At 71.8% G+C, this 4,335-nt stretch carries 4 protein-coding genes; 3 read left to right on the top strand and 1 reads right to left on the bottom strand.

All coding sequences use genetic code 11. The annotated features are described in order from the left end of the window. Positions 1-109 precede the first annotated feature (109 nt). The 3 genes from GV126_RS01130 (at position 110) to GV126_RS01120 (ending at position 2,488) form a co-directional block, all read left to right on the top strand. Positions 110-904: a carbon-nitrogen hydrolase family protein gene (locus tag GV126_RS01130; protein ID WP_159662015.1), complete on the top strand. Its 795-nt coding sequence runs from the start codon at positions 110-112 to the stop codon at positions 902-904. Between the two features lie 407 nt (positions 905-1,311). Continuing rightward, positions 1,312-1,722 carry a VOC family protein gene (locus tag GV126_RS01125; protein ID WP_159662014.1) on the top strand — a complete coding sequence of 137 codons (411 nt, stop codon included), beginning with the start codon at positions 1,312-1,314 and terminating at the stop codon, positions 1,720-1,722. 46 nt (positions 1,723-1,768) lie between these two features. Beyond that, complete coding sequence (locus tag GV126_RS01120; RefSeq protein ID WP_159662013.1) at positions 1,769-2,488, top strand: TetR/AcrR family transcriptional regulator; 720 nt, start codon at positions 1,769-1,771, stop codon at positions 2,486-2,488. 62 nt (positions 2,489-2,550) lie between these two features. On the opposite strand, the gene GV126_RS01115 is transcribed toward GV126_RS01120, so the two are convergent. Further along, positions 2,551-4,092, bottom strand: a complete 1,542-nt coding sequence (locus GV126_RS01115; protein ID WP_236569823.1) for an ABC transporter substrate-binding protein — start codon at positions 4,090-4,092, stop codon at positions 2,551-2,553. Positions 4,093-4,335 lie beyond the last annotated feature (243 nt).

Here is a 4,335-nt window from a genome sequence, read left to right as displayed (position 1 = left end):
GCGCCCCACCCCGCAACAGCTCCCGCTTGTCCGTCCGAGCCGGCCGACCGTACCGTCTAAACGGCCCCGAGAGGCGCCCGACCACCCCCCTGACCGGCGAGGATTTCGCATGCGCACCGCCCTGCTCCAAAGCTCCGGCCGTCCCGGCTCCGTCGCTCAGAACCTGAAGGTTCTCGACGCGGCCGCCGGTCGTGCCGCCGCCGCGGGCGCCGCGCTGCTCGTCGCGCCGGAGATGTTCCTGACCGGATACGCCATCGGCGACGACATCGCCCGCCTGGCCGAGCCCGCGCACGGCGAGGCCGCGGACGCGATCGCGGAGCTGGCCGCCCGGCACGGCCTCGCCGTGGCCTACGGCTACCCGGAGCGCGACGGCGGGGCCGTCTTCAACTCCGCCCAGCTGATCTCCGCCGACGGCACCCGCCTGGCGAACTACCGCAAGACCCACCTCTTCGGCTGCTTCGAGCGCGACCACTTCACCCCGGGCGAGCAGCCGGTCGTCCAGGCGGAGCTGAACGGCCTGACCGTCGGCGTCATCATCTGCTACGACGTGGAGTTCCCGGAGAACGTGCGCGCCCACGCGCTGGCCGGCACCGACCTCCTCCTCGTCCCGACGGCCCAGATGCACCCGTTCCAGTTCGTCGCCGAGTCCCTCGTCCCGGTCCGCGCCTTCGAGAACCAGATGTACGTCGCGTACGTCAACCGGGTCGGCCGGGAGGGCGAGTTCGAGTTCGTCGGACTCTCCACGCTCGCCGGTCCCGACGGGATCGCCCGCGCCCGGGCGGGCCGCGGCGAGCAGTTGCTGATCGCCGACGCCGACCCCCACTTCCTCGCCGCCTCCCGCGCGGCCAACCCGTACCTCGAGGACCGCCGCCCCGGCCTGTACGGGTCCCTGACCGGTTCCTGAACCGGGACCGGCCCCACCCCGAGCTTCCCCGAACGGCCGCGGCGGGGGGGGGGCACGCGGTGCCCGACCGGCGCCACGCCCCCCCCGCCGCGCCGGGCTCGGGCGCCCGGACCCGGCGGCCGGGGGCGCGCGGGTAGGCGCCGGGCTGCTGGTTCGGGTAGCCGTATCCGGGCGCGGAAGAGGGCTGTTGGGGCTGCTCGGACACGGTGTCTCCACTCCTGGACGCTGACAGACCGACCGTCATATTGCAGGACCGGCAGCGGGAGTGGAAATCGGGGCAACCGGGTCCGGCGTTCTCCTGCCGGGGCGGCCGTGTCCGGCGGTGGCCCGCCCCGAACGAGTGACCCCGCCCTCGCCGTCGCGCCGGGCGTCCCCGGCCGCGCGCACCCGCCACCTAATCTGACCGCATGTCAGATGACGAGTCGTACGAACTGCTCGGGTTCGACAACGTGCTGCTGCCCGTGGGCGATCTCGGCGAGGCCGTGGAGTTCTACGAGCGCGCCGGGTTCACCGTGCTGAACCGCCTGGACGAGGCGGGGATCGCGGTGCTGAGGGTCGGCGCCGAGGCCCCGGGGATCCTGCTGCGGCACGAGGAGACGCTCGGGCACCGCACCCCGCCGTGGCCCTCGCCGCGCGTCTGGCTGGAGGTCCCCGACGCGCGGGCCGCCGCCCGGGAGCTGACCGCGGCCGGGATCCGGCTGCTGGACGAGCCGTCCGCCGTGGTGACCGGCTGGGTGGTCGAGATCGCCGACCCGTGGGGGAACGTCCTCGGCTTCACGGACTACACCAAGCGCCGGGAGCTGGGCCGCCGCCCCTGACCCACCGTCCGGCCGGCCTGCACGGCGCACTGACTAGGCTCGTGCCGTGCCCGCCAAGAACACGAGCAAGTCCGAGCAGACCCGCGCCCTGATCCTGCGGACGGCCATGCGGCTGTTCCAGGAGCGCGGCTACGACAGGACGACCATGCGGGCCATCGCCACGGAGGCCGGGGTCTCCGTCGGCAACGCCTACTACTACTTCGCGGGCAAGGAGCACCTGATCCAGGGCTTCTACGACCTGATCGCCGCCGAGCACCAGCAGGCGGTCAGGGACGTCCTGGACCGGGAGAGCGACCTGGAGGCGCGGCTGGCCGGGGTGCTCACGGCGTGGCTGGACGTGGCCGCGCCCTACCACGAGTTCGCGGTGCAGTTCTTCAAGAACGCCGCCGACCCCGACAGCCCGCTCAGCCCCTTCTCCCCCGAGTCCGAGCACGCGCGCGCCGAGGCCATCAGCGTCCACAAGGAGGTGCTGCACGGGGCGCGCACGAAGGTGCCCGAGGAGCTGCGCGAGGTGCTGCCCGAGCTGATGTGGCTGGCCCAGATGGGGCTCGTCCTGTACTGGGTGTTCGACCGCACCGAGGGACGCCGGCGCAGCTACCGGCTGGCCGAGCGCGGGGCGCGGCTGACCGCGCGGGGCGTGACGCTGGCCCGCTTCCGGGTGCTGCGGCCGCTCGTGCGGGAGGTGCACGAGCTGTTCACGGACTTCCTGCCGGGCATGACGAAGGCGCTGCCGGACCCGGCGGTCAAGGGCCGCCAGGGTGCTTGACCGCTTTCGGGTGACGCGAGGCGAAGGGGACACCGGCGGGCCCGGCTGCCCGCGCCGGCTGATCAGATCCAGCCCAGCTTCCACAGGCGGAACACGCCCGTGCCGTCGTTGACGTACTGGCCGCCGCCGACGTCCTCGGTGGTGACGACGTACTCCTTCTGCTGCCACAGCGGGATCAGCGGGACGTCCGCGGCGACCTGCTGCTGCAGGGAGCGGAAGTCCCCGGTCGCCCGGCTGCGGTCGGCGTAGCGCTGGCTGTCCGTGACGAGGGCGTCGACGGCCTTGCTGCTGTAGCCGGTGTTCATGCTGCTGCCGGTGCCGACGAGCGGGCCGCCGAAGGTGTCCGGGTCCGGGTAGTCGGCGACCCAGCCGACCGCGTAGGCGTCGAGCTTGCCGGCCGCGTACCGCTTCTGGAAGTCGGTCCACTCGTAGCCCTTGACGTCGACCTTGAACAGGCCGCTCGCCTCCAGTTGCCGCTTGATCTCGGCGGCTTCCTCGGCGCCCGACCCGCGGCCCTCGCCGTAGCCGTAGGTGAAGCGCACCGGGATCGACACCCCGGCCTCGGTCAGCAGCTTGCGCGCCTTGGCCGCGCTCTGCTCCGGATAGGCGTCGAAGAACGCGGTGGTGTGCCCGGTGATCCCGGCCGGGACCAGGGAGTACAGCGTGTCCACGGTGCCGGCGTAGACGTCGGTGGCCAGCTTCTCGCGGTTGATCAGCCAGGCCATGGCGCGGCGGACGCGGACGTCGTGCAGGGGGGAGGGGGCGCGGGTGTTGAGGTAGAGGTTGCGGATCTCGGCACTGTCGGACTCCGACACGCGCTGGTCGGGGTCGCTGGGGTTGAGCCCGGAGAGCACCTTCGGGGTGAGGGTGCGGGTGGCGACGTCGATCTGCTTGTTCTTCCAGGCCGCGTCGAGCGCGTTGCCGTCGGCGTAGTAGCGCAGCTCGACGGGGCTTCCGGTGTGGCCGACCGCCCCGTGGTAGGAGTGGTTGGGCGCCAGCTCGGCGCTCTTGTCCTTGGTGTATCCGGTCAGGTGGTACGGGCCGGTGCCGTCGACCTTGGTGCCGCTGCGCAGGGTGTCGAGCGGGTAGCGGGTGTGGTCGACGATGGAGCCGGCGCCGGTGGCGACCTTGAAGGGGAAGGTGGCGTCCGGTGTGGACAGGTGGAACGTGACGGTCATGCCGTCGGCGTCCACCGACCCCAGGGTGGAGAACAGCGAGGCCGGGCCGACGTCCGACTTGATCTTCTTGACCCGGTCGAAGGAGTACTTCACGTCCTCGGCGGTCATCGCGCGACCGCTCGGGAACTTCAGTCCGGTGCGCAGCTCGCAGCGGTAGGTGCTCAGGCCGCTGCCGACGAAGGAGCAGTTCCTGGCCGCGTCCGGCACCGGCGTGGCGCCGTCCGGCTCGAAGGTCAGCAGGGACTGGAACACGTTGCTGTACAGGGCCCAGGAGCCGGCGTCGTAGGCGCCGGCCGGGTCGAGCGAGGTGACGGCGTCCGTCGTCCCGACGGTGATCGTCTTGCTCTCGCCGTCCTGTGACGGCAGCAGTTTCCAGCCGCCCACGCCCACGATGGCCAGGACCAGCAGCGCCAGCAGAATCCGCATGCGAACCGATCGCATCGGTGATGCCCTCCCCAGGTCCCGTCGCGGGGACCGCCGTGCATGTGCCGCGCCCCTCGGGCGCGCCGACACCTAACCACAGCTCGTCACGTGGGGGAAGGGTGTTCTGGACGAGACGAAAAGACGTTATGAAGAAGTGTTGTCGCTTTGTTTCACAAGATCCCCTCAGGTGACCGGAGAAATGTCCGGCGCCGGGGGATTCTTCCGATTTCGGGGGGCGGTGGGGAG

Source organism: Streptomyces mexicanus (genome assembly GCF_902506575.1).
GTDB lineage: Bacteria > Actinomycetota > Actinomycetes > Streptomycetales > Streptomycetaceae > Streptomyces > Streptomyces mexicanus.
This window is presented reverse-complemented; position numbering and strand designations above follow the sequence as displayed.

Excerpts from the sequence above, each read along its gene's own strand:
- GV126_RS01130 (WP_159662015.1), top strand. The coding sequence starts at position 110 with ATGCGCACCGCCCTGCTCCAAAGCTCCGGCCGTCCCGGCTCCGTCGCT.
- GV126_RS01125 (WP_159662014.1), top strand. The coding sequence starts at position 1,312 with ATGTCAGATGACGAGTCGTACGAACTGCTCGGGTTCGACAACGTGCTG.
- GV126_RS01115 (WP_236569823.1), bottom strand. The coding sequence starts at position 4,092 with ATGCGGATTCTGCTGGCGCTGCTGGTCCTGGCCATCGTGGGCGTGGGC.